This window comes from Staphylococcus cohnii species complex 1663 (genome assembly GCF_041008415.1).
GTDB lineage: Bacteria > Bacillota > Bacilli > Staphylococcales > Staphylococcaceae > Staphylococcus > Staphylococcus ureilyticus.
Window position 1 is genome coordinate 147,708 of sequence record NZ_JBFDVL010000001.1, and the last position, 24,677, is coordinate 172,384.

Genomic DNA, 24,677 nt, shown 5'->3' on the forward strand with positions numbered 1-24,677 from the left:
TTGGAAGGAGGAAACAGGATGAAACAAGCAATAGGTTATCTACGTCAAAGTACACTCAAACAACAATCACTCTCAACCCAGAAACAAACCATCAAGGCATTAGCCGAAAAGCATAATATTCAACACATTACCTTTTATAGCGATAAGCAATCAGGACGCACTGATAAACGCAATGGTTACAAACAAATTACTGAACTGATTCAACAAGGACAATGTGACGTATTATGTTGCTATCGTCTGAATCGACTTCATCGTAATCTAAAAAATGCATTAAAACTCATGAAATTATGTCAAAAATACCATGTTCATATTCTAAGTGTTCATGATGGCTATTTTGATATGGATAAAGCGTTTGATCGCCTAAAGCTCAATATATTCATAAGCCTCGCAGAATTAGAGTCCGATAATATTGGTGAACAAGTCAAAAATGGTCTTAAAGAAAAAGCTAGACAAGGTAAACTCATCACGACACATGCACCATTTGGCTATACCTATCACAATGGCACATTCACAATTAATCAAGATGAAGCACCAACGGTGAAGGCAATATTCCATTACTACCTACAAGGCTATGGTTATAAAAAAATTGCGCAATACCTAGAAACAGATGATCAATATATCAAGCGTAAACCCTACCAAGTACGCGCTATTATCATGAATCCTAATTACTGTAGTCGCGTTATCAATCAATATGGACAATATGACAACATGTTTCCACCTATTATTTCTATCAGTAGCTATGAACAAGCGCAGATTTTACGGTCTGAAAAACATGTCAAACGAACACCTTCAGCTAATCAACTGAAACAAAAAATCAAATGTCCATGCTGTGGCGCCACACTTACAAATATGACAATTAGAAGAAAGCAACATAATACATTACGTTATTATGTCTGTCCTCGAAATATGAATGAATCTCGTTTTGTCTGTGACTTTAAAGGGATTAACGCTAAAGATATAGAAACAAGTGTTTTAAAAACATGTCAACACTTCTTTCAAGACCAACAGGTCTATTCCAAAATAAATGATGCCATTCAACAACACATCCAAAAACAAAACACACTGGAAACTAAGCGCACGTATACCCAAGCACAACTCATCAATAAGTTAGCCAAAGGAACGATAGATGCAGAAACATTCAAAACAGAAATACAAACCTTACACCAACAAAATACGCTAACATCTATCAATTCTAAGCGTATCCAAAGCGCATTTCATAATGTGATACAAAAACGTTTCACGTTAAACATGTTATATCCCTTTATTGATGTCATTCATATTACTAAAAATAAAGAACTAAGCGGCATCTATTTAAAAGATGAGCCACTAAACATTGTTAATCAAGCGGTACAATCATCGATTGCTTAATCAGAAAGGATGAAAAAATCATGCAACAACTCAAACAAAAACGTGTCGGTATCTATGTTCGTGTATCAACGGAAATGCAAAGTACAGAAGGTTATAGTATTGATGGCCAAATCAATCAGATTAGAGAATACTGTCAATTTCATCATTTTGAAGTCACAGATATTTACGCTGATCGTGGTATCTCAGGAAAATCTATGAACCGCCCTGAGCTCCAACGTATGTTGAAGGATGCGAATGAAGGTCATATCGATTGTCTCATGGTGTATAAAACAAACCGACTTGCACGTAATACATCAGACTTACTCAAAATTGTCGAAGATTTGCATAAGCAAAATGTCGAATTTTTCAGTTTGTCTGAACGTATGGAAGTCAATACGAGTAGCGGTAAACTCATGTTACAAATACTTGCGAGTTTCTCAGAATTTGAACGTAATAATATTGTCGAGAACGTATTCATGGGTCAAACCAGACGTGCACAAGAAGGCTATTATCAAGGGAATTTACCACTAGGATACGATAAAATACCTGATAGTAAGCATGAACTCATGATAAACCAACATGAAGCCAATATTGTTAAATATATATTTGAGTCATATGCTAAAGGCCACGGATATCGTAAAATGGCTAATGCACTTAATCATAAAGGTTATGTAACAAAGAAAGGTAATCCATTCAGTACATCAGCTATAGCATACATCCTTTCCAATCCTTTTTACATTGGTAAAATACAATTTGCGAAATATAAAGATTGGAATGAAAAGCGACGTAAAGGCCTTAATGATAATCCTGTAGTAGCTGACGGGAAGCATTCGCCTATCATTAGTCAAGAACTATGGGATAAAGTACATTCACGTATGAAACAAGTTAGTCAAAAACCTCAAGTTCATGGAAAAGGAACCAATCTATTAACGGGTATTATTCACTGTCCACAATGTGGTGCACCAATGGCAGCTAGTAACACAACGAACACATTGAAAGATGGTACTAAGAAGCGAATACGTTATTATTCTTGTAGTAACTTCCGAAACAAAGGCTCAAAAGTATGTTCTGCTAATAGCGTTAGAGCTGATGTGATTGAAAAATACGTCATGGATCAAATACTCGAAATTGTCAAAAGTGATAAAGTCATTAACCAAGTCTTACAACGTGTCAATCAAGAGAATAAAGTCGATATTGGTGCATTGAACCACGATATTGCTTATAAACAACAACAATTTGATGAAATAAATACTAAACTAAAAAATCTAATTCAAACCATCGAAGACAATCCAGACTTAACATCTGCACTCAAACCAACCATTCATCAATATGAAACACAACTCAATGACATTACAAACCAAATGAATCAACTCAAGCACCAACAAAATCAAGAGAAAACATCATATGATACTAAACAAATATCTGCTATTTTACGTCGCATATTTCAAAACATAGAATCAATGGATAAAGCACAACTCAAAACATTATATCTTACAATCATTGACCGTATTGATATTCGTAAAGACGGTAATCATAAAAAGCAATTCTATGTCACACTCAAGCTCAATAATGAGATTATTAAACAACTTTTCAATAATACTCAGCTCGACGAAGTGCTTCTCAGCACTTCGTCTTTGTTTTTGACTCAAACTCTTTACCTTAAAATCTAATAAAAAAAGCAAGATGCATTTATGCACCTTGCCTATCACTTATCTTCATCATATTCAAATGGAAACCTGTATGGATCGTCCATCAGACGCTGTCTTTTTTCGTCTAGTTTTGGGATATCCTCCTCATCTGCAATAGCTTCATCATAATTCAAACCTAATGCATTGAGAGCATCTTCAAAATCCATATCTTTTTCCTGCATGTAAAACCAAACTCTATCAGTAATGTATATTCCATCATATAAATGATAACCATCAATGGAACCATTCATATCATACTTCAAGTCATCATCTGAATAATGACCATATTTACTAAAACTTACCACTAGCTTCAACTCCTTTGACTTTCACTTTATATTACACAGAAAGTCAAAGTTAGTCAAAGTTAAATTATATATATTTCAACTTATTTTCTCAGTGTCCTTTCGTCATTCAATAACACCTATCTAACAAATATATTCAACACGCTAACAAATCATGGCTCAATGTGAAGCTTATATTGATATGACGAAAGAACATCCCAAAACAAAATATAAGTGGGATAGTAACGGGATTGGCTAACTTCATGTAAGAGAAGGATTACGCAAGCGTAATCCCAAAATCCCATTATTATTTATAAATAAATAATATAAAAAGAAAAAAGTAAATCATAACCACACCTATTAATCCAAATGATATATAAATATATAGCTATATTTCCCGAGAAATGAGCGGGATAACGGGATTTCCTTGTCATATCAACAATTGTGACGACTTTCGATTGGGATCTTTTCTGTATTTCAGTGGGATTTCTAGGCGAAACAAATGGTATTTCAAACTTATATTATCAAAATGATGTATCACATGCATACGTCAATCCAATACATTAGGAGGTCATAACAATGACACTAGAACAACAACTCAAGCACTATATAACCAACTTATTCAATCTGCCAAAGGACGAAGTGTGGCACTGCGAATCTATCGAGGAAATCGCTGATGATATCTTACCCAATCAATATGTAAGACTTGGCCCACTCAGTAATAAAATACTTCAGACTAATACCTACTACTCTGACACACTTCACGAAAGTAATATCTATCCTTTCATTCTCTACTATCAGAAACAACTCATAGCCATCGGTTATATCGACGAAAATCACGATATGGATTTCTTATACCTACACAACACTATCATGCCTCTTTTGGATCAACGATACTTACTAACAGGAGGACAATAATATGCATAAATACATCAAAATTACACAATTAGTCATTACAATACTAAGTGAAATCATCATTTGGATGAAAGAGTCAGAACGAAAGGAAGTCTCTTATGAATAGATATATCACCCGGGGTATCGCCAACAACTTACCTAATATCTTACAACACCAATTATGGCAACTCGTATCTGAGCGAGAACAAGAACAAACCAAAGATAATACCTTAGTAGATTATTTTCATATATTCCAGTTCAATACACATCGCAATCAATTATATATCAAACACAAACAAGAACGACCAGCGTATGTGAAAACTCAAAAGGCAAATATCAATCAACCTATCAATATCAATAAGGTCTACATTATCCGTGAAGATGATGTAGACCTTTCTTATTACATTATGTTATTACCAAATGAATATTAAGGAGATAAAATCAATGGAAAATATCACAAATACACTTGTCACTACTGCAATATTTGACGAAAAGAGAACTCACCGCTACTTACTAACAAAGACATGGGACAGTGAAAAACAAACACTTACAATCATCACGATGTATCCGCACTATGATGGCATTCTCAATATTGACCTAACAACCCAACTCATTATGAACAAAGTGTCAGAAATGGATGAATTTGGGTCAATCAATTTTGTGAATCTATACTCTAATATTACAACCCCTATAAATCTCAAACATTTAGAAGAAAATGCCTATGATAAGCATACAGATATTCAAATTATGAAGGCAGTGAAAGAATCAGATGAAGTGATATTAGCATGGGGTGCTTATGCTAAAAAGCCCGTTGTTGAAGCACGCGTCAATGAAGTATTAGAGATGTTGAAAACACATAAAAAGAAAGTGAAACGACTTATAAACCCAGCAACCAATGAAATCATGCACCCCCTTAATCCGAAAGCACGTAGTAAATGGAGTTTGAAAGCATAACCAATATATGCAGGTCAATTATGACAGAATCAATATCGTTTCACTAAAAATGATAAAAACAGATATATTAAGTTATCTAAAAGATTGTATTCCCAGTCCTGAGGATGTTGCAGAAATTATGCAATCATTTATTGTTAACTGTGACCTAGAACATCGCATTCTTATATGTATGAATAGAAAAATGGACCACACATTCAAACACTATCGGTTAAATCTATTAATCAAACAGTAATTCATACAGAGAAATATTAAAAACTACAATACTCAGTAACTTAAATAGTATTATACCAGTTCATAATAATTCAAGTAGCAATGTAACACCCTCTCCTAAAGATATCAATGTAATCGAACTGATAATGCTCATCATTGAAATGATGGGTATTTTATTCTATGACTGTATTATTTTCTCAGATTGTAAAACTTATTCCATTAGACGACATAACTTAAAGCTAGAAGTATAGCAAGATTTTAATACTCCTATTACTTTTTATTTTCTAATATATAAAGACAAACTTAAATTATGATTCTTGACTAAGAAAAATTCATAAAATATTAATGTAATGATACTGTTAGCAAAAGCAATTATAGTCTTTTATCTACCTTTGTGGTTATATGAGAGTAATTCACACAAAAACGGCAATTGCTATTGTAGCAATTGCCGTTTGATAAAAATTTTATTTCAAATTCAAATTGTCTCGATAATCTTTAATGATTTGATCATTATCACCAGGATAGAAGTAATAAAGGTCATCATCGCCTAAAGTATTTTCACCATTTAAAGTATGACGATTCACATTTTTTTGCGCAGCTTTATAATCAGAGCGAATATCATTTAAATCAGTTAAACTCAAATCCGTTTCAACATTATCTTCTACCGCATTAAAAATTGAATTAATTTTAGGAATAGAACTTGGATTCATTGATTTTTTAGCCACTGCTTCGATGACGAGTTGTTGACGTGCTTGTCTTCCTTCATCGCCTCCAGCACCTGCTTCTTTTCTACTACGCATAAATGCTAAAGCTTCTTTACCATCCATGTGATATTTTTTGCCTTTTTCAAAAGAATAATTAGATTTGGTAAAATCCCCATTACTAACAACGTCTACACCATTCACTTCATCAATAAGCGTAGAAACTCCGTCCATGTTAATAGCAGCATAATGATCAATTGGGACATCCATTAATTTTTCTACAGATTTTACTGCCATATCCGGTCCACCATAGGCATATGCATGATTAATTTTCTCTTCTGTATCTTTACCAACTATCTTAGCATGTGTATCCCGAGGCACACTAATCATTTCTGTGTTTTTATCTTTCGGATTAATTGAAAGAAGTACGATAGAATCAGATCTTTGACCACCATTCTCAGATGCTCTAACCTCATCAGAATCAATACCGAACAATGCAATAGAAATAGGTTCCCCGTCTTTTAACGGCTTATCTCTCAGTTCAGAATGCTCTCTATCCAAAGGATTATTGATGGAACTATTTAATACTGTTAATTTATAAAAAATAAACGCTGCTGCAAATATTACAAATAACCCTAAAATAATGATTATTGTTAGAATAACTTTTTTTGCTTTTGAATTTTTCTTTCTTTTTCTTCTTTCCATATACCACCCATCCTTACTTTGTGACTAGCAATCTTTTTATAATTTGAATAATACGTTGTTGATCTTCGACTGCCATATCAGAACCAGAAGGTAGACATATACCTTGTTCGAATAAATATTTAGCATTGTCAACACCATCAAAATAATATTCATATTGACTATATAGTGGTTGTAAATGCATTGGTTTCCAAACAGGTCGCGCTTCTATATTTTCTTTACTAAGTGCACTAATTACATCATTTGCCGAAAATCCAGCCTTTTTCTCATCAATTGTTAATGCAGTTAGCCATCTGTTTGACTTGGAGTTAGGTAATTCCGGTTGAAATTCAATACCTTCAATATCTGACAACTCTTGATAATACTTATCAAAAATTGCTCTTCTTTTTTGAACATGTTGCTCTAATACTTCCATTTGTCCTCGGCCAATACCAGCTGAGATATTACTTAATCTGTAATTATAACCTAATTCACTATGTTGATAATGTATTGCTTTATCTCTTGCTTGTGTTGCTAAAAAAAGTGCGTGTTGTTTGGCTTCTTTGTTATTTGTTACTAGCATGCCGCCGCCACTTGTTGTAATAATTTTATTACCATTGAATGAAAAGATACCAAAATCACCAAAACTACCGCTCATTTTACCTTGGAATTCGGCGCCCAATGATTCAGCTGCATCTTCTATTAAAGTTACATTATATGTATCACAAATTGATTTGATTTCATCTAATTTTGCAGATTGTCCATACAAGTTAACTGCTATAACAGCTTTTGGTTTAATTGATTTTTTTTCAAATTCTTTAAACGCTTTTTCCAACGCGATTGGCGACATATTCCAAGAATCTAATTCAGAATCAATGAATACAGGGATAGCATTTTGATATAAAATCGGGTTAGAAGTCGCACAGAAAGTTAAAGATGTACAAAATACATAATCATTTTCTGTTACACCACTCTCTATAAGTGCTAAGTGTATTGCTGCAGTACCACTACTAACAGCCAATGCTTCATCTATATTGACATAAGATTTTATACTATTTTCAAATTCTGTAACATTCTCTCCTAATGGTGCTATCCAATTTTGTTCGAATGCTTTCGATATATAAGATTGTTCATTCCCACCCATATGTGGTCTAGATAAATATACTCGTTCATTTGTCAATTGCTCTCACTCCTTGGGTTTTGCTGGTGTACCAACAACAATTTGTTTGTCATAAACATTATTAATAACGGTCGCACCTGCTCCTACGATACAATCACTACCAATTTTTATTTGTGGTAATACTGATGCGCCAATAGCGATATGTGAACGTGCTCCTATTTCAACACTTCCTGCTAGTGTTGCATTTGGAGAAATGTGAACATAATCTTCTATTATATTGTCATGTTCAATAACTGCACCTGAATTAATTATTGCATGATTGCCTACTCGTGTATCTGCATTAATAACAGTATTAGGCATAACAACTGTACCAAATCCAATTTGAGCACTTGGGCTTATACTAGAAGTCGGATGTATCAGTGATGGAAATTGTTTTTTATCAAGTTTCATTTCTTTAAAAAGTTTATTTCTTATAAAATTATGACCAATAGCAATACAGAAATAGTAACCTTCCTTATATATATTGATATTATCTAAATTATCATAAAAAAATTCCTCATTCTCTTCATATGAAGAGAACTTATTATCCAAAAAACCTGCAACTGTATAGTCTGACAATGCATCAATAATATCTTTAATAACTTTCGAGTGACCACCATTACCTATTAAGATTATATGCTTCATTAAAAATTACCTCTAAATTTTTCTGCAGTAACATGAGATTCAGAACTAATATCTTTTTTCTTCAATACATTTTCAAACGTTTTATATAAAATATACATATCCAGTTTAAATGATTGGTTTTCAGCATACCATACATCAAGTTTAAATTTTTGTTCCCATGTTATTGCATTTCTACCATTTATTTGTGCCCATCCTGTAATGCCAGGTTTAACATTATGACGCTTTCTTTGTTCTTCATTATATAAAGGCAAGTATTCCATTAGTAATGGTCTTGGTCCTACCAGGCTTAAATCACCTTTTAAAACGTTAATTAATTGTGGCAATTCATCTATACTCGAATTTCTAATTTGAGAACCTAGTTTTGTCATACGTTGCTCATCTGGTAATAGATCACCTTTATCATCAACCTCTGTTGTCATAGTTCTGAATTTGTAAATGTCGAAAGGCTTTTCATTTTTCCCTGGTCGAGTTTGTTTGAACAATACTGGTTTCCCAAGTTTCTTTGAAATCAAAAGATATGAAACTATTAAAATTGGTGAAGTAATAACTAATAAACTTATACTAATTATCAAATCAAACATTCTCTTTAACATTAGTTCGATCCCTCACTTTCTTACTTATCAACTTGACTAAATATTTCAAGTTGCTTTTTGACAACATCCGCTTCATTATAATTGTTTTTTGCTCTCATAAAACTTGCTTCTTTAAATTTTTTTAATTTATTTTTATCATTTGCTAATTCTTCTATTTTATTTGCAATATACATACTTGCCTTTAAAGGTACTAAAAAACCATTCTCATTATCAATTACTTCTTCTCTCGAACCTCTTATATTTGTGGCAATAATTGCATTTTTCATTGCCATAGCTTCAATGATTGATCTAGGCATACCTTCTCTATAAGACGGTAAACAATATATATCACTTAAAGCTAAATATTCATTAATATTAGAAATTTGTCCTGCGAAAATAATATTTTTTTCTTTTTTATATTTTTTCAGCATTTCTTGTGTTTCATTATCCCTTTCGCCTTCAGGTAAATCACCTATAATTATATACTTAATATTATTCGAAGACAGTTTATTATAGGAATCTAAAAGATCTAATATTCCTTTTTCTTTAACTAGTCTTCCAATAAAAGTAACAACAATATCGTCAGCTTCAATTTTTAATTCTTTTTTTAAATTAGTCAAGTTATCTTTATTTATTAATTCAAAATTAAATTGGTTATCTATATCTATACCATTGCTAATATGAAGATAATTATTTTGTTTAGATTTTTTTAAAAAGTTATTTTTTACAGCTGTGTCATAGTCTTCCTCACTTTGAGTGAATATATAATCAGTAAAGTATTTCCCAATAAATTTCTCAATATTAAAATAAAATTTATATGCCTTTAATGACATACCTTCATGGAAATAAAATCCGTGTGCTGTATATATTATTGTCGGCACACCTGCTAACTTAGCAGCAATTCTGCCTAAAACTGCAGCGATAGGTGTATGAACATGAACAATATCTGGTTTGGTTTGTTTAAATAACTTTACCATTTTCAAAATAGAATTCATATTGCTAATTGGATTGATATTTCTATCAATATTTATATTATGATAGTGAACACCTTGCTGTTTGACTTCATTTTGTTTTGAACCAAAAGTACTTACACAATGGACTTCCATACCACTTGCAACACTCGTTTCATTCAAAGTTTTCAAAAGTTTTATATGCGTCATTTCAATTGCAGCAATTTGCACAATTTTTAACATTATAGCCTCCAAAGCTTTTGATTAGATTGAACATCTTCATGGCTAATATTGCCTTTAATATCAATGATAATTCCGTTTTCTTTTGCCAAATTAATATAATCATCACATTCATTTAAATATTCACTATGAGGAACTGCAAATAATACTACATCAGCTTTTCTTAATTCACTTTTATCTCTTAAATTAATATTGAACAATTTCTCTGCTTCGTTTTTATCTGCTTCTACATCATTCACTGTTACTTTTAATCCATATTCTTTAAGTTCTTCAATAATATGAATAACCTTTGTATTTCTTAAATCTGGACAATTTTCTTTAAATGTAAGACCTAATACATTCACTGATGCGCCTTGAACTTCTAATCCTTGCTTTAATAATTCTTTAATTACATTAGAAGCAATATGTTTAGTCATATTATCATTTATTCTTCTACCTGCTAGGATAACTTCAGGATGGTGACCAACTTCCTGAGCTTTATGTGTTAAATAATATGGGTCAACACCAATACAATGGCCACCTACTAACCCTGGTTTAAAATTCAAGAAGTTCCATTTTGTTCCTGATGCTTTAAGTACTTCATTAGTGTCTATGTTTAATTTATCAAAAATGATTGCGAGTTCATTCATTAATGCAATGTTCACATCACGTTGTGTATTTTCAATTACTTTTGCTGCTTCTGCCACTTTAATTGAGGATGCTTTATGAACTCCTGCTGTAACTACTGAGCTGTATACGTCTGCAACTACTTCTAACACTTCAGGTGTTTGACCTGATACTACTTTAGTAATTGTTTCAAAAGTATGCACTTTATCACTAGGATTTATTCTTTCTGGTGAATAGCCAACGAAAAAGTCTTTACCACAAACTAGTCCTGAATGTTTTTCTAATACAGGTACACAGTCTTCTTCTGTTGCACCAGGATATACCGTTGACTCGTAAACTACTATTGTGTCAGGCGTAATCACTTTTCCAACTGTTTCACTGGCTTTTAATAATGGAGTTAAATCTGGTTTGTTATGTTTATCTATCGGCGTAGGTACTGCTACAATAATAAAATCAGCTTTTTTCAAATCCACTGCATTTGAAGTGTACTCTATATTAGTTTGCTTTAATTTATCTTCTGTAACTTCATTTGTTCTATCGTAATTATTTTTTAGTTCTTGAATCCTTGACTCATTAATATCAAATCCAATCACTTTATGTTTATTTCCAAAAGTCACAGCTACTGGTAAACCTACGTAACCTAACCCAACTACAGCAATATTTCTTTTCATCAAATAACATCTCCCAAATTTTATTTATAATATTCTAAATACCAATCAACAAATTTATTTACACCATCTTGAATTGTAGTTTCTGGTTTAAAATCAATATCTCTAAACAAGTCATCTACATTTGCATAAGTTTCAGGTACATCTCCTGGTTGTAAATTCATGTAGTTTTTCTTAGCTTCTTTTCCTAATTTATTTTCAATTGCTTCTACAAACTCCATTAATCTGACTGGACTGTTATTTCCTATGTTATATATTTTATAAGGTGCATAAGAAGAACTAGGATCTGGATTTGCACCTGACCATTCTTTATTTGGCGATGCAGGTTTTTTCACTAATCTACTTATTGCTTCTACAATATCATCCACATAAGTAAAATCTCTCATCATATTTCCGTGATTATAAACATCTATAACCTCATCATTTACAATCGCTTTTGTGAATTTAAATAGTGCCATATCTGGTCTTCCCCATGGTCCGTATACTGTGAAAAATCTTAAACCAGTAGTTGGTAAATTGTATAAATGACTATACGTATGTGCCATTAATTCATTAGATTTTTTAGTTGCAGCATATAAACTTAACGGATGATCTATATTATCCGAAGTGCTAAATGGTTTGGAAGTATTTGCGCCATATACAGAACTTGATGATGCATAAATTAAATTTTGTATATCAAAATGTCTACAACATTCAAGTATATTCGCGAAACCAACAATATTAGCATCTATATACGCTTTTGGATTATCGATGCTGTATCTAACACCCGCTTGAGCTGCTAAATTAACAACCACTTCCGGTTTTTCATCTTTAAATATTTTTACTAAATCTTCGTAATTTTCTAATTTCAATTTGTAAAAAGTAAAATTCTCTTTTCCTATGGATTCTAGTCTATCTTCTTTCAAAGAAACTGAATAATAATCATTTATGCTATCTACGCCTATAACATGATGTCCTTGTTTAATTAACTTTTTCGCAAGATGCGATCCAATAAATCCTGCAGTACCTGTGATTAAAATTTTCATATTTTATATCCCCTTCACTTTTTTGATTGGTACACCTACATAAACAGAATTTTCTTCTGTACTTTTATTTACTACAGCTCCGGCACCAATTACATTTCGTTTATTGATAGTAGTGCCACCAAGAACTCTTACTCCAGCAGCAATCCATACATCATTTTCAATGACAATTTTTTTGGGTTCAACTTGATTGAATTTAATTGGTATTTTGTCATCAGTCCATATATGATCTGATGAAATTAGTGTCGAGTGATTTGCTATAGATACATCGTTACCAATTTTTATTTGCCCAAATGCATCAATATAGGTATAAGCGTGGATGCTTACATCATTTCCAATAGATAAATTTTGTATATTCTTTATAGAAACAAACTTTCCAACAAATAAATTTCTACCTACATTTTCCGAAAATTTATTTACATATAAATTTCTATATAAAATCGCAATTTTCAACTCACTAATATTAAAAATATCCCATAATAGATTGCAAATTATTTTAGGTACATAATTATATGGCTTTTGCATTAATTTTATAATTGTATTCATTTTATTTTTCATAATCATCACAATCTCCTAAACTTGTATTTATAATATATATATAATAGTGTTGCTGGAGGCAGTGCAAAGATTGAAATAAGTAACGGAATTTTATCTTTAAATTTGTACCTAGAATTTAAAGATGTATCTATCCATGAAATATCAAATAATAATATATCGATCAACTTTTCTTTCAAATTAGGAAGTTGATTATATGCTTTTTTTCTATATTCACAATAATTTTCTGCAGATTTAAAATAATTAGTTTTAACACTACTACTTATACCATCATCTAAATATTCAACATATTTTGTTTTCACGTTTGATAAATGGCAGTCATATAATTCACTGAATTCAAACAACTGGTATGAAGGTGGCATATGACGTGAATCACCATATTGTGGAAATGTCATATATCTAATAAGTGATGTTTTATATACATAGCATTTATCTCTTTTTACTTTATATAAATATCTTAAATCCACCCAATTAACCTTATCTACTTCTGGTAAAGTTTCACCTAAAACATCACCATTTTCATAAGAATCTAGTGTTATTAACGCTGCCATACTTGGATTTTCAGCGAATTTTGAAATGAAGTAATCAGCTGCGTATGAGTAAAACCAATCATCGCTATCAAGACAAGTAAATAACTCACCAGATGCAGATTTCAAACCTATGTTGGTAGCTATATGCTTTCCACCATTGTTTTGTTTTATATATCTAATTGGAAATTTTTCTGTCGAAAATGTTTTCACTAATTGTTCAGTATTGTCTGTAGATCCATCATCAACAATTAACCATTCAAAATCATAATTAGTTTGATTCAGTAATGATTCAAAAAGTCTAGGTAACGTATGTGCCCTGTTATATGTCGGTGTGAAAATAGTTAATTTAGTCATTTATTATCTCCTATCTTATACAGTAAATTAATAAATTCTCTTCCTTTATTTTCAGGAACATGCCTATTATCATGAAGTTCGGTTTTTAATTTTTTATAAACCTGCTTATCTTCATATAATCTGATAATTTTTTCCGCTATTTCATTTCCATTCATATTAGTAATGAAACCATTCTCACCATCAATAATTTGTTCATAGACCGTTTCAAAATTAGTAGCTACAACAGGTATTTCATAATAAATTGCTTCATCAATAGTATTTGACTTGCCTTCAAATCTAGAAGGATGTACAAGAACATCCATTTTTTTTAAAATAGTCCCTGTATTGAATTTAAAACCTATTGGTAAAACTAATTTTTCTAAACTATTCTTTTGTATCTCTTCTTTCAACCATTCTTCCAATTTTCCAGTACCAACGATATACCATTTGAATTTTATTTCTTGATTTTTCAAATTTTTTGCCGCTTCAATTAATAAATCTAAACCTTTATCATTGTCCAACCTACAAATTGTACATAAATTCATATAATTTGAATCTGTATCTAAATTTTCACCCTCTATATTTTCATATAGTTTAATAGGTAAGCTATTGTAGTAAACATAAGGTTTTATGTTAAAAATATTTTCAAAAATTTCAGCAGTCATTTTTGAAACGGCAATCATGCCATTCATTTTTTCAAAATATTTTTTGTCCAACTTATGATCTCTTTTTAATACATTATAATCTGTTCTAATCCAACCAATTTTATGATTAGCTTTAATATAATCTTCTATAAAATAAACAGAATGCCCTCCAGATACACCAACAGCAACATCATATTGTTTTGTAAAATCTGCATTACTCCATTTGTTTTCAATCCAAAATTTTTGCTTACTTTTAGTATTATCCTGTAATTTTAGTTGGCTTTTAATTACAAACATTAATACTTTTAAAATCAACATTGGCTTATTTAAATTTCGCCTCATTTTTTTAAATAAATTACTTTTATCTAGCATCAATAATGAATACTTACTTGGAACTTGAACAACGTTTACATAATCAGGAATGTAACTCGTTAATTTATCTTGTTGATTTAAAATCATCAAATCAATTTGGACATCAGTATCTTTTAATTCATATAGTAAATTCACAAGACTCTTTTGAGGTCCACCAAAATTAAAATTATTTACCACAAATAATAATTTCACTTTTTCACTCCTCTTGCCGGAATACCAACGACAGTTTCATTTTCATCTACATCTTTTAAAACCAATGTCATAGCACCAATTGTTGCATTATCCCCAATTTTAATACCACCAATAATAGTGGATCCTGCCCCTATAAATACATTATTTCCAATTGTAGGTCTTCCATGTTGCCCTCGACCTCCAATTGTTACATTTTGTTGAATTTTGCAATTTTCTCCGATTATTGCATTTGAGTGAATAACGCACCCTAAACCACTATGTGGAAAGATTGTTCCTTTACCAATTTTCACGCTTCTTGGTATGTCGCAGGCAAATATAAATCTGTTAAATTGCTGCATTAGCCTTGGTAATATTGGAATGTTTTTTTGGTAAAGTTTAGTCATTAATATTATTGATTTATTCATTAATGATTTCTTTTTCATTTCTTTCACTCCTTATATCTTTAATAACGTAATAAACCCAGTACCAATTATTAAATACTAATTGAATAATAAATAATGGCATTATTAAGTATAATAATTTTGATTCAACGAACGTCAATACAATAACCTGTGCAATAATAGTTATAATTGCAGACATTAAAAATTGTTTGTAATGAGGGATTTGGTTTTTAGTTGTCAAAAATGTTGTGAACAGAATTTGATTGTTGTACAAGAACCTATAAGCAATAATAATTAGCATTAAACCAATTGGTAATAATTTATAATCAGCACCAATGATATCCAAAGCGAAATTACCAAATATTAATAACAAAACAAATGCAAAAATGTTGAAAATATAATTTGTTATCATCGATTTAATAAACAATCTAAACAATTCGTCAAACTGATTTCTAACTCTTAAGTAATTGAATTTAGATAGATATGTATTAAAATAAGAATTTGATAACGTTAAAATTAATGTGATTATTTGATTTATCAATCCAAATTGCCCTGAAACTTTTAAAGATAAGAAATAAGAACATAAAATTAATGGAAAATTTATTACTAAATAATTAGATAAAGATAAGATTCCAGTCTTTATAGTATTAGGTAAAAACGCCGAAAAAATTTCCTTATCATATTTAACTTTTATCCTATTATTTGTTGCTCTTGTTTCATCTGAAAATCTGTAATAATTAAATGATTGTAGTAATCTATTTACAATTACAGAAATAAAGTATGCAAGTGAAACTCCAATTATTCCGTATCCTAACAATAAAAAGATAATTGATAATAATAATTGTGTTACTTTAGTAACTACTAAAATTTGATTGTATACCTTTATTGCTCCTATCCCTTTTAAAACAGCATTCCAAAAAGAAAACGCAATATTTAACACAATAGATAACATATAAAAAAACCATGCTACTAATGCTGTAAATAGGTCAATTTCGCCATTTGTAATTTGTACTAAGTATAAAGTACCAAAAGTCATAAATGTTATTAGAATTAATAAACCCATGATATAGTAAATAAACTTCACAGTCGATAATACTTTTATAAAATACCGAAGATTTATTCCATCATCTTTTATATCACTCTCATCAAAGCCCTCTTTTTTAACAGTTTGAGCGCCAGACCACAAATAACTAATATTTCTAGCAATAACTGCTTGAAATCCAAAATCAATTAACATTGCTAATCCATATAGTGAAGTAAACGTATACCATAAACCTAGTTCAACTGAATTCAAAAATTTTAATATGATTGGTAGTAGCATAATATTTATACCTTGCACCATAGCTAAACTGATATAACCCCAAGCAACATCTTTTTTTCCAATATTCATGAACTACACCCTCTTCAGTATAAACTTCTTATTCAGATAACTTATTATCAATAATAGGATGAAGAAATTTGTAAAAAATGACATGTGAATCGTTGCATTTGCCATGAAAAACAATGATAACTTTATACATAAATATGACATAATATATAATTTAAATACCGAATCACTCTTATATATTTTCTTATCAAGTATCATTACAAGTATAATACTTATTAATGAAAGTATAGGTGCTAAATACGGTCCAAAATATAAAAACCCTTGACCTATCATTGGTAATATTTGATCAGAAACCAAAGACCTCTGATAAAAAACTTCATTAAATGATGTCAAAGCACTTGCATGTTGTCCAAATAATGAATTCAAAAATACTACTGATCTAAATAATTCACTAATAATTGCATCAAATTGAAAAGGTTCATAAACATAACTAGTATCAATTGAATGGGCTACATTAGATACCCCTGAAAAATACAATTGTAAGTCAGTGTTAAGATTTTCGAACGTACTACTTGATTTAGCAATAGATGTATTAGCTTGTGAAGCAATCGTATTTTGTTTTAACAATGTAGACACTGCTATTAATAATAATGACATTCCCACTGATAATATAATAATCAACTTACGATAGTTTTTATATAAAATAAAAACAGTGAACAATCCAGTCACTAACGGTAAAATAATACTAAATCTACTTGTTCCAGTAATAAATGACGATGATATGCCAATTACTATAAATGATAGTAATAACCATATAATGTTTTTATTATATTCATAGAATTTATATATCCAATTTAGCAAGCCTATTGTAGCAACTATTTGCGCAAGTTGTACTATTAAGAAAAACAAAGAAACTGACTCTACTACATCTTTACTTTTCAATTGAGAGGCAGACCAAATAAAAGTATACCTTGCAAGTACTTCTGGATTAAATAATACAATTACAAAACCGAAGAGTACAAAAGCCCAGCCAAACAAATTAGTTTTAGCTGTTATTTCTTTAAATTCAGTTTTGTTAGAATAAAATCGTTTGTGCAAAATACAGAATGTGACGATAATTACTACCATTTCAAATAACATTAAGTTTATAGCTTTGGTTTGAGCAACAAGAGATGTAGACATACCAATATCAACATTCACGCCATAAATAGACATTAATAATGGAGAAATGATATACCTTATCAACATGGTGATATTTACAATGGTGATACCAATATTGTTAAACATATATCTACTGAACATTGGTAACAAGAAATACAAACACATAAATAATAAAGGTAGTGCTATTAAATTGTTTGGTAATTGGACGTCGCTCAGCAATATTGAAAGAATGCTTATGAGAGACAAAATTAAGACTATAATTCTATAAAAAAATATCATTTTATAACTTCCTATTAGCAAATTGTATTAATTTTTCTTTTGATTCCTTTTGGTTAGTAAATAGTTCATTAATAACTTCATCTAACTCATTTTTGGAAACAGTTACTGCCTTACCACGATAAATTTTTTCATATACTTGCTCAGAATGTATTTCATTTTTGTTCAATAATTCTTCAAATAATTTCTCTCCTGGTCTCATGCCAGTAAACTCTATACCAATATCTTCTTCTTTTTTACCACTTAATCGAATAATATTTTTAGCTAAATCAACTATTTTTACTGGTTCTCCCATATCCAATACAAATATTTCACCACCAGTTGCTATGGCACCAGCCTGTAACACAAGTCTGGATGCTTCTGGAATCGTCATAAAGTAACGCGTCATCTCAGGGTGAGTAACTGTTAGTGGCCCACCAGCCTCTATCTGTTTTTTAAATAATGGAATTACAGACCCTCTTGAACCCAATACGTTTCCAAACCTTACGGCAACAAGATCAGTTTTAGAATTTTCGTGATTTAAACATTGAATATACATTTCAGCTACTCGTTTCGTAGCCCCCATTACATTAGGTGGGTTAACTGCTTTGTCCGTAGAAATCATTACAAATTTATTTACTTCAGCATTTATTGCTGCCCCAGCAGTATTTCTTGTTCCTAATATGTTATTTCTCATTGCTTCAAATGGGTTTGCTTCCATTAAAGGTACATGTTTATGTGCCGCAGCATGATAAACAACATATGGTTTATACTTCAACATTACTTCTTGTAATCTCGATTTATTTTGCACATCAGCAATAACTGGTATAATTTCTATTTTATTTTTATATAACTTTGTTAATTCTTGATTTATTAGATAAATGCTATTTTCACCATGTCCTAATAAAATTATTTTGCTTGGTTCAAATTTGCATACCTGCCTACAAATTTCAGAACCAATAGAACCTCCTGCACCAGTCACTAAAATTGTTTTATGAGAAAGTTCATTTGATATAAGTGCCATATCTAACTCCACTGGTTCTCTACCTAATAAATCTTCTACCTCTACTTTTTTTAATTGATTTACTTCTATATCGCCAGACAACACATCTTCTATGTTTGGCATTTTAAATACTTCTATTCCTTCGATATTACATATATTATTTATTTCTTTAAGTCTCTTTGCACTTAAAGTAGGTATTGCTATTATAATTTTTTTGATTTTAAATTTTTTCACTAATTCAGGAATATCTTTTATGTATCCTTGTACCTTTACACCTTCTGTAATAACTATTTTTTGTTTGTTTTTATCATCATCTACAGCTAACACAGGTTCCATTTTCATATATGAACTTCTTAGCATTTGACGGACTAACAATGATCCGCCTTGACCAGCACCTACTATTAATGTTGGTTTCTTTTTTATATTTTTACCAATTATATATTTTCGATATACTCTCCAAAATAATCTAGAGCCACCTATTAGTATTAAATGCATCATCCAAGTTATAAAATACAACCTAAAGAATGGGCTACTACCTGTTATAAGAGAAACAACAATTAATGTAATTAACACAGAAGAACTTACTGATTTTACAACTAACATCAATTCATTTACACTAGCATATTCCCAAGCCCTATGATATAAGTTGAATAATGCCGCAAACACATGATGTGAAATAAACAATATGATAGATGATAAAACTAATAAATCAAATGTATAACTTTCAAAATATGGTTCTAATATAAAATATCCCAAAAACACAGAAAATGTTACAATTACTGAATCTATTATGATTAACATAAATAGACGTAATCTTGCAGAAATTTGTGCCACCTATAAATCCCCTCATTCAATTTTATTTAAAAATGCCAAACTTTTTTTTATAATTATAATCTTGTGTTGGAATTTTCTTCATTAACTTCTGATCCTCAATAATTAGTTTTGCATTTTCAATTAGTTCGCTGATTTCTTCCTTATAATTTTTAAGCTTTTTATCGTTTAATAATGATTTCATTAAAAATGGCCTTTCATTAACACTATGTGCATCCGAAGCAATAAAATGTGTAAGATTATTATCAATCATTTGCAAAGTGACTTTCTTAATATTTTTACCCATACTACCATTTAATGATGTAGATGTTATTTGGCTTAAAGCACCACCATTAATTAACTGAAATAACAGATCTAAGTTTTGTGCAATTGCTCTATTCCTTTCAGGATGAGCGATTATAGGAATGTATCCCAAAACTTGTAGCTCGTTCAATAAATTTTGAGTATAAGGGGGAACTTCATTTGAAGGAAGCTCAATTAATAAATACCGAGAGTTATTAATTCCAACTATATTTCCATTATCAATTTCCGGAAGTATTTGGTCAGTAATACGAATTTCTTGACCATAATAGAATTCAATACCTAGTTTTTTAATTTCTTCAATAGATATTATCTCATTCACCTTTGACTTCACATTATCTACAGGATTGTTATATCTTGTATGCAAATGATGCGGCGTTGCTACAATACTAGTAACACCTTCTTCCTTCGCTTGAGTTATTAAATTAATAGTGTCTTCCTTTGTTTTTGGACCATCATCAGCTCCAATCAATATATGATTGTGTATATCTATCATATTTACTCATCTCCATAATAATAGTAATAACTTGAACCTTTTTCGATTGTCATTTTATTTAAGACTGCACCGATAACTTTCCCACCTGATTTAATCAATAATTCTTTAGCTTTTTTAACTTCATTTTTTTCATTTTTTGAACCATCAATCACTAACACACAATCTCTAACATTTTTAGCATATAATTGTGCATCTGTGACAGTGGTCACTGGCGGTGTATCAATTAAAATAAAATCAAAATCATCAGTTAACTTTTTAAGTAATTCGCGGAAATTTGTTGATGTAATAAGTTCTGAAGGATTTGGCGGTATTGGTCCTGACGTTAGGACATTTAAATTCTCAATGTGCGTTTCTTTTATGGCATCAGTTTGATGTACTTTGCCAATTATTAAATTAGATAAGCCACTATGACTTGTTAAATTGAAAATGTTTTGTTGTGTTGGTTTTCTCATATCGCCATCAATAATTAAAGTTCTATACCCTGCTTGAGCATATGTAATGGCAATATTTGCAGTTATTGTACTTTTCCCTGATGCTGGTTTTTCAGATGTGACTAAAAGTGATTTTATTTCTGAATTCGCACCTGAGAACATAATATTTGATCTAATCCCTCTAAACTTTTCACTAATTGTAGACTTAGGGTTGTTATGAACGTATAAAGGTGATATTGTTTTTTCTTTTTTCTTTGCCATAAATAATATCCTTCCTTATTTAAATTTTTGTATTGAACCTAAAACTGGAATATCTAATTCATCTTGTACATCTTGTTCATTTTTAATGCGTGTATCAAAAATTTCTCTTAAAACTATTACAATCGCTGCAACCATTAAACCTATTACTATGCCAAGTAAAGCATTTACTAACATTTTAGGTTCAGTTTGAGTTGCGGTACCATCTGCTTTAGATAAAATAGATACATTGTCAATGTTCATAATCTTAGGTGTTTCATCACTAAAAACTTCAGAAAATACATTTGCTATTTTTTCTGAATCATTCTTATTTGCACTTTCAACTGCAACATTTAAAATTTGTGATTCAGTTTCACTTGTTGCTGAGATCATACCTGATAATTCTTTTGCCGAATATTTGTTATCTAACTCTTTTGAAACTTCCTCTAACATACGAGGGCTTGTTGCAATTTCGGCATATGTATTCACCAACTGGATATTACTTTGAACCTGTTGAGCCTGCATTGTTGAATCGCTTTCTTTTTCGTTAACTATTACTTGTGTTGATGCTTGGAACATTGGTTGAACTAAAATTAAAGAGCATAGAAGACCTATAATTAAACCGACTATTGGTAAAATTATGATTAAATTAAAATTTCTTTTAATTATTCTCCATATTTTTATTAAATCTACTGAATTCTCCATGAAAACCTCCTGTTATTTTTCGTCAAATTTTCCGTTTTAATTAATATGTAACTTATTATATTATTTTCTCAGAATGTAATTAGTATAGTTAAAATATACCAATTTTACAACCTTACAATTAGTAAAACAAATATTTAACAATAATACTCATTTTCAACTTAATTACTTTAATTTAAAAATCATATCCTAATTAAGTGAATTTTTACACACATTTATTAGAATCGATTATTAGCTAAAACATTTAAAAACCTCATCATTTGTGATACGCTTCCTCACGCATGATTTTAAACGCACGGTAGACTTGCTCGATTAAGACGACGCGCATCATTTGGTGTGGAAATGTCATTTTACTAAATGATAAGGCGTAGTCACTTCTGTTTAAGACGTCTTGATGCAAGCCATTGGAACCACCGATAATAAATGTGAAGTCACTTTGGCCGCGTATCATGCGGCTTTCTAATTCTTTAGCAAGTCCTTCAGAAGTCAGCATATTTCCTTTTATTTCCAAAGTAACGACTGTGGATTGTGGTTTTACTTTTGCTAGTAAGCGTTGGCCTTCTTTTTCTTTCACTTGTTCAACTTCTTTGTCACTCATATTTTCGGGTGCTTTTTCATCTGGTACTTCAATAATTTCAATTTTGGAATACGCACCTAAACGTTTTTCGTATTCAGCTATGGCTTGTTTCCAGTATTTTTCTTTTAATTTGCCAACTGCAAGTATAGTAATTTTCATAATTTGCCTCCTGTAAAAGCTTAAAAATCAATAGTTATTAGACTTATCCACAAGTTATGCACTTATTCACACAATTCCCTCTTATTATAACAGGAATGTATACGATAATTTAAAATAATTTACGTTTTTTTCACAAGTAAGAGTGGATAACCTGTTTATTTGTGGATAACTCTGTGTATAATGTGGGTATTTCTCTGTTAATTGTGCACATCTCTGGATAACTTTGGATAAATACGTGGATAAGTTGCCGATTGTCTTACATACTTATTCACAAAATTTACGTTTATTTTACAAAATCTCACGTTCTTTCAAGCTATTATGCAAGTTATCCACTGTTTATAAATTATAAGGTAAATGCATATATGTAACTACTTTAATGGACTAATCATTTTATAAAAATCGCTTGTTAAACAAACCTCTAATTTAGTTAAAATAATTTCGTCGTGCCATCACCACAACATGACTAGCGTTAAAGTGAGACTAAGCTATGGCTCATGCATAAGTCTCTGATAACTCACTAATATGAAAACTGATGCTTTAACTAGATTTACGTTTAGCCATCGTATTAAGAAGTACTCAATTTCATTTCATATGCCAACTACGCTTTGAATCATCTTCAGCTCACCCATTAAAATCATCTATCTATTCAAACATGCCATTTCAACAATAGCTTACAGTAGTCTTGGATTAATGCACAAAAAAGCCCTAACCGCTTCTTCAATGAAGGGCAAGGGCTTCTTACTACAGTGTGTATATTGGTGTGGCTTGAGCTTTGTCTGTGTCGCAGAGGAGCACTTCTTTCTCTGTATCGATGTCGTGTTCGTTTAGGACTTGGCCAACGCTCATGCGTGCAAGGTCTTTCATGTTGTTGTCTTGTGATAAGTGGGATAGGTAGATGCGTTTCGTGTTGCCTGTAATGACGTCTGTCATGGCAAGCCCTGCATCTTCATTAGATACGTGTCCCATATCACTGAGGATACGTTGTTTTGTCTTCCATGGATAGCCACACATACGAAGCATGTCAACGTCGTGATTACTTTCGAATACGAAAGCATCACTGCCTTGAATCATACCTTTCATGCGATCTGAAACGTAGCCTGTATCTGTAAGTATCGTGAATTTTTTATAATTATTATGGAAGATATAAAACTGTGGGTCTATGGCATCGTGAGACACGTTGAATGACTCAATGTCGAAGCCTGCTATAGACTTAGTCTCGTATGGATTAAAAATAAATTTCTGATCCATTGGGATTTTACTATCTTTCTTTTCGATTGCTGACCATGTTTTTTCGTTTGCGTATATTGGCAATCCATATTTACGCGCTAAGACACCGAGGCCTTTGATATGGTCGGAATGTTCATGTGTTACTAAAATGCCGTTTAAATTTTTAATTTGTTTGTCGATTTGACCAAACAGTTCTTCCATTTTCTTACCTGTCAGGCCTGCATCGACGAGGATACTACCTTTATCACTTTCTACATAAGTGGCGTTACCTGTACTACCACTCGCTAATACACTCATTCGTATCAAGCGATTCACCCTTTCTAATCGATAAACACTCGTTGCTTATA

General features: G+C 30.9%; 26 protein-coding genes. 6 read left to right on the top strand and 20 right to left on the bottom strand.

The window, feature by feature from the left end:
* The first annotated feature begins 18 nt into the window (after nt 1–18).
* The gene (ccrA, locus tag AB1J10_RS00635) at nt 19–1,368 is read left to right on the top strand and encodes a cassette chromosome recombinase CcrA (RefSeq protein WP_369002934.1); all 1,350 of its coding nucleotides are present in this window, start codon (nt 19–21) and stop codon (nt 1,366–1,368) included.
* 20 nt (nt 1,369–1,388) lie between these two features.
* Complete coding sequence (gene ccrB, locus AB1J10_RS00640; RefSeq protein WP_369002935.1) at nt 1,389–3,017, top strand: cassette chromosome recombinase CcrB; 1,629 nt, start codon at nt 1,389–1,391, stop codon at nt 3,015–3,017.
* Nucleotides 3,018–3,052: 35 nt separating this feature from the next.
* Here ccrB and AB1J10_RS00645 read toward each other — a convergent pair whose 3' ends face one another.
* Nucleotides 3,053–3,340: a hypothetical protein gene (locus tag AB1J10_RS00645; protein WP_103266532.1), complete on the bottom strand. Its 288-nt coding sequence runs from the start codon at nt 3,338–3,340 to the stop codon at nt 3,053–3,055.
* Between the two features lie 555 nt (nt 3,341–3,895).
* Between AB1J10_RS00645 and AB1J10_RS00650 the strand changes: the two genes are divergently transcribed.
* The 4 genes from AB1J10_RS00650 (at nt 3,896) to AB1J10_RS00665 (ending at nt 5,625) form a co-directional block, all read left to right on the top strand.
* A complete protein-coding gene (locus tag AB1J10_RS00650) occupies nt 3,896–4,234 on the top strand; it encodes an SAUGI family uracil-DNA glycosylase inhibitor (RefSeq protein ID WP_011302037.1) in 339 nt (112 codons plus the stop codon).
* Between the two features lie 95 nt (nt 4,235–4,329).
* The gene (locus AB1J10_RS00655; protein WP_011302036.1) at nt 4,330–4,641 is read left to right on the top strand and encodes a DUF960 family protein; all 312 of its coding nucleotides are present in this window, start codon (nt 4,330–4,332) and stop codon (nt 4,639–4,641) included.
* A gap of 13 nt (nt 4,642–4,654) precedes the next feature.
* Entirely contained in the window at nt 4,655–5,164 is a 510-nt protein-coding gene (locus AB1J10_RS00660; RefSeq protein WP_369002936.1) for a DUF1643 domain-containing protein, read from the top strand.
* A gap of 284 nt (nt 5,165–5,448) precedes the next feature.
* Nucleotides 5,449–5,625, top strand: a complete 177-nt coding sequence (locus AB1J10_RS00665) for a JAB domain-containing protein (protein ID WP_369002984.1) — start codon at nt 5,449–5,451, stop codon at nt 5,623–5,625.
* Nucleotides 5,626–5,838: 213 nt separating this feature from the next.
* On the opposite strand, the gene AB1J10_RS00670 is transcribed toward AB1J10_RS00665, so the two are convergent.
* From AB1J10_RS00670 to AB1J10_RS00760, 19 genes are all read right to left on the bottom strand, one after another.
* Complete coding sequence (locus tag AB1J10_RS00670) at nt 5,839–6,780, bottom strand: LCP family protein (protein WP_369002937.1); 942 nt, start codon at nt 6,778–6,780, stop codon at nt 5,839–5,841.
* Nucleotides 6,781–6,793: 13 nt separating this feature from the next.
* Nucleotides 6,794–7,900 carry a DegT/DnrJ/EryC1/StrS family aminotransferase gene (locus AB1J10_RS00675; RefSeq protein WP_369002985.1) on the bottom strand — a complete coding sequence of 369 codons (1,107 nt, stop codon included), beginning with the start codon at nt 7,898–7,900 and terminating at the stop codon, nt 6,794–6,796.
* A gap of 42 nt (nt 7,901–7,942) precedes the next feature.
* Nucleotides 7,943–8,560 (bottom strand): acetyltransferase, encoded by a 618-nt coding sequence (locus AB1J10_RS00680; protein WP_369002938.1) that lies wholly within the window; start codon nt 8,558–8,560, stop codon nt 7,943–7,945.
* Nucleotides 8,560–9,153, bottom strand: a complete 594-nt coding sequence (locus AB1J10_RS00685) for a sugar transferase (protein WP_192959435.1) — start codon at nt 9,151–9,153, stop codon at nt 8,560–8,562. The genes AB1J10_RS00680 and AB1J10_RS00685 overlap by 1 nt, the downstream gene beginning before the upstream one ends.
* A gap of 20 nt (nt 9,154–9,173) precedes the next feature.
* The gene (locus AB1J10_RS00690; protein ID WP_369002939.1) at nt 9,174–10,325 is read right to left on the bottom strand and encodes a glycosyltransferase family 4 protein; all 1,152 of its coding nucleotides are present in this window, start codon (nt 10,323–10,325) and stop codon (nt 9,174–9,176) included.
* Complete coding sequence (locus tag AB1J10_RS00695; RefSeq protein ID WP_369002940.1) at nt 10,325–11,599, bottom strand: nucleotide sugar dehydrogenase; 1,275 nt, start codon at nt 11,597–11,599, stop codon at nt 10,325–10,327. The genes AB1J10_RS00690 and AB1J10_RS00695 overlap by 1 nt, the downstream gene beginning before the upstream one ends.
* 20 nt (nt 11,600–11,619) lie before the next feature.
* Nucleotides 11,620–12,621 (bottom strand): NAD-dependent epimerase, encoded by a 1,002-nt coding sequence (locus tag AB1J10_RS00700; RefSeq protein ID WP_369002941.1) that lies wholly within the window; start codon nt 12,619–12,621, stop codon nt 11,620–11,622.
* Nucleotides 12,622–12,624: 3 nt separating this feature from the next.
* The gene (locus tag AB1J10_RS00705; RefSeq protein ID WP_369002943.1) at nt 12,625–13,176 is read right to left on the bottom strand and encodes an acyltransferase; all 552 of its coding nucleotides are present in this window, start codon (nt 13,174–13,176) and stop codon (nt 12,625–12,627) included.
* 5 nt (nt 13,177–13,181) lie between these two features.
* Nucleotides 13,182–14,057: a glycosyltransferase family 2 protein gene (locus tag AB1J10_RS00710; RefSeq protein ID WP_369002944.1), complete on the bottom strand. Its 876-nt coding sequence runs from the start codon at nt 14,055–14,057 to the stop codon at nt 13,182–13,184.
* A complete protein-coding gene (locus AB1J10_RS00715; protein WP_369002945.1) occupies nt 14,054–15,244 on the bottom strand; it encodes a glycosyltransferase in 1,191 nt (396 codons plus the stop codon). Before AB1J10_RS00715 ends, AB1J10_RS00710 begins: the two co-directional genes overlap by 4 nt.
* Nucleotides 15,241–15,666 (bottom strand): serine O-acetyltransferase, encoded by a 426-nt coding sequence (locus tag AB1J10_RS00720; protein WP_051664355.1) that lies wholly within the window; start codon nt 15,664–15,666, stop codon nt 15,241–15,243. Before AB1J10_RS00720 ends, AB1J10_RS00715 begins: the two co-directional genes overlap by 4 nt.
* Nucleotides 15,641–17,014: an O-unit flippase-like protein gene (wzx, locus tag AB1J10_RS00725; protein WP_369002946.1), complete on the bottom strand. Its 1,374-nt coding sequence runs from the start codon at nt 17,012–17,014 to the stop codon at nt 15,641–15,643. Before wzx ends, AB1J10_RS00720 begins: the two co-directional genes overlap by 26 nt.
* A 3-nt stretch (nt 17,015–17,017) precedes the next feature.
* Nucleotides 17,018–18,391: a hypothetical protein gene (locus AB1J10_RS00730; RefSeq protein WP_369002947.1), complete on the bottom strand. Its 1,374-nt coding sequence runs from the start codon at nt 18,389–18,391 to the stop codon at nt 17,018–17,020.
* Between the two features lies 1 nt (nt 18,392).
* Entirely contained in the window at nt 18,393–20,204 is a 1,812-nt protein-coding gene (locus tag AB1J10_RS00735) for a polysaccharide biosynthesis protein (RefSeq protein WP_369002948.1), read from the bottom strand.
* 22 nt (nt 20,205–20,226) lie between these two features.
* The gene (locus tag AB1J10_RS00740; protein WP_369002949.1) at nt 20,227–20,997 is read right to left on the bottom strand and encodes a tyrosine-protein phosphatase; all 771 of its coding nucleotides are present in this window, start codon (nt 20,995–20,997) and stop codon (nt 20,227–20,229) included.
* Between the two features lie 2 nt (nt 20,998–20,999).
* Nucleotides 21,000–21,689 (bottom strand): polysaccharide biosynthesis tyrosine autokinase, encoded by a 690-nt coding sequence (locus AB1J10_RS00745; protein ID WP_369002950.1) that lies wholly within the window; start codon nt 21,687–21,689, stop codon nt 21,000–21,002.
* A gap of 15 nt (nt 21,690–21,704) precedes the next feature.
* Complete coding sequence (locus AB1J10_RS00750; protein WP_369002951.1) at nt 21,705–22,370, bottom strand: YveK family protein; 666 nt, start codon at nt 22,368–22,370, stop codon at nt 21,705–21,707.
* 253 nt (nt 22,371–22,623) lie between these two features.
* A complete protein-coding gene (rlmH, locus tag AB1J10_RS00755) occupies nt 22,624–23,103 on the bottom strand; it encodes a 23S rRNA (pseudouridine(1915)-N(3))-methyltransferase RlmH (protein WP_224395864.1) in 480 nt (159 codons plus the stop codon).
* Nucleotides 23,104–23,844: 741 nt separating this feature from the next.
* Entirely contained in the window at nt 23,845–24,645 is an 801-nt protein-coding gene (locus AB1J10_RS00760; RefSeq protein ID WP_128088366.1) for an MBL fold metallo-hydrolase, read from the bottom strand.
* Nucleotides 24,646–24,677: the final 32 nt, after the last annotated feature.

What these genes read in the sequence shown, in the direction of transcription:
- ccrA (WP_369002934.1), top strand. Translation starts at nt 19, where the DNA reads ATGAAACAAGCAATAGGTTATCTACGTCAAAGTACACTCAAACAACAA.
- ccrB (WP_369002935.1), top strand. Translation starts at nt 1,389, where the DNA reads ATGCAACAACTCAAACAAAAACGTGTCGGTATCTATGTTCGTGTATCA.
- AB1J10_RS00650 (WP_011302037.1), top strand. Translation starts at nt 3,896, where the DNA reads ATGACACTAGAACAACAACTCAAGCACTATATAACCAACTTATTCAAT.
- AB1J10_RS00655 (WP_011302036.1), top strand. Translation starts at nt 4,330, where the DNA reads ATGAATAGATATATCACCCGGGGTATCGCCAACAACTTACCTAATATC.
- AB1J10_RS00660 (WP_369002936.1), top strand. Translation starts at nt 4,655, where the DNA reads ATGGAAAATATCACAAATACACTTGTCACTACTGCAATATTTGACGAA.
- AB1J10_RS00670 (WP_369002937.1), bottom strand. Translation starts at nt 6,780, where the DNA reads ATGGAAAGAAGAAAAAGAAAGAAAAATTCAAAAGCAAAAAAAGTTATT.
- AB1J10_RS00675 (WP_369002985.1), bottom strand. Translation starts at nt 7,900, where the DNA reads ATGGGTGGGAATGAACAATCTTATATATCGAAAGCATTCGAACAAAAT.
- AB1J10_RS00680 (WP_369002938.1), bottom strand. Translation starts at nt 8,560, where the DNA reads ATGAAGCATATAATCTTAATAGGTAATGGTGGTCACTCGAAAGTTATT.
- AB1J10_RS00685 (WP_192959435.1), bottom strand. Translation starts at nt 9,153, where the DNA reads ATGTTAAAGAGAATGTTTGATTTGATAATTAGTATAAGTTTATTAGTT.
- AB1J10_RS00690 (WP_369002939.1), bottom strand. Translation starts at nt 10,325, where the DNA reads ATGTTAAAAATTGTGCAAATTGCTGCAATTGAAATGACGCATATAAAA.
- AB1J10_RS00695 (WP_369002940.1), bottom strand. Translation starts at nt 11,599, where the DNA reads ATGAAAAGAAATATTGCTGTAGTTGGGTTAGGTTACGTAGGTTTACCA.
- AB1J10_RS00700 (WP_369002941.1), bottom strand. Translation starts at nt 12,621, where the DNA reads ATGAAAATTTTAATCACAGGTACTGCAGGATTTATTGGATCGCATCTT.
- AB1J10_RS00705 (WP_369002943.1), bottom strand. Translation starts at nt 13,176, where the DNA reads ATGAAAAATAAAATGAATACAATTATAAAATTAATGCAAAAGCCATAT.
- AB1J10_RS00710 (WP_369002944.1), bottom strand. Translation starts at nt 14,057, where the DNA reads ATGACTAAATTAACTATTTTCACACCGACATATAACAGGGCACATACG.
- AB1J10_RS00720 (WP_051664355.1), bottom strand. Translation starts at nt 15,666, where the DNA reads ATGAAAAAGAAATCATTAATGAATAAATCAATAATATTAATGACTAAA.
- wzx (WP_369002946.1), bottom strand. Translation starts at nt 17,014, where the DNA reads ATGAATATTGGAAAAAAAGATGTTGCTTGGGGTTATATCAGTTTAGCT.
- AB1J10_RS00730 (WP_369002947.1), bottom strand. Translation starts at nt 18,391, where the DNA reads ATGATATTTTTTTATAGAATTATAGTCTTAATTTTGTCTCTCATAAGC.
- AB1J10_RS00740 (WP_369002949.1), bottom strand. Translation starts at nt 20,997, where the DNA reads ATGATAGATATACACAATCATATATTGATTGGAGCTGATGATGGTCCA.
- AB1J10_RS00745 (WP_369002950.1), bottom strand. Translation starts at nt 21,689, where the DNA reads ATGGCAAAGAAAAAAGAAAAAACAATATCACCTTTATACGTTCATAAC.
- AB1J10_RS00750 (WP_369002951.1), bottom strand. Translation starts at nt 22,370, where the DNA reads ATGGAGAATTCAGTAGATTTAATAAAAATATGGAGAATAATTAAAAGA.
- rlmH (WP_224395864.1), bottom strand. Translation starts at nt 23,103, where the DNA reads ATGAAAATTACTATACTTGCAGTTGGCAAATTAAAAGAAAAATACTGG.